We start from the raw sequence: 217 nt of genomic DNA on the forward strand, positions 1-217 counted from the left end.
CTGTGTACAGCCAAGAGTTTCAACAGCCGTAAGCTTACGAATGATAGCGTTGCGCTTTGACATATTGGTAACACCTATGGAAAGAACAATAGTCACAACAGTAGCAAGTCCTTCAGGAATAGCCGCAACTGCAAGTGAGATAGCAATCATAAAGGAGTTTAAGATAGGCTCAAAACCGATGCCGTCACGAATAAGCTGAACCCCAAAAATAATAAGG

1 protein-coding gene is annotated in these 217 nt (G+C 42.4%); it reads right to left on the minus strand.

Going from position 1 to position 217, the window contains the following annotated elements:
- A partial coding sequence (locus AB1471_RS18215; protein WP_367781116.1) for a P-type ATPase actuator domain-containing protein occupies positions 1 to 217 on the minus strand: 217 nt, incomplete at both ends.

It is taken from the genome of Jeotgalibacillus marinus, assembly GCF_040801915.1.
In the GTDB taxonomy this organism is placed as follows: domain Bacteria; phylum Bacillota; class Bacilli; order Bacillales; family Jeotgalibacillaceae; genus Jeotgalibacillus; species Jeotgalibacillus marinus.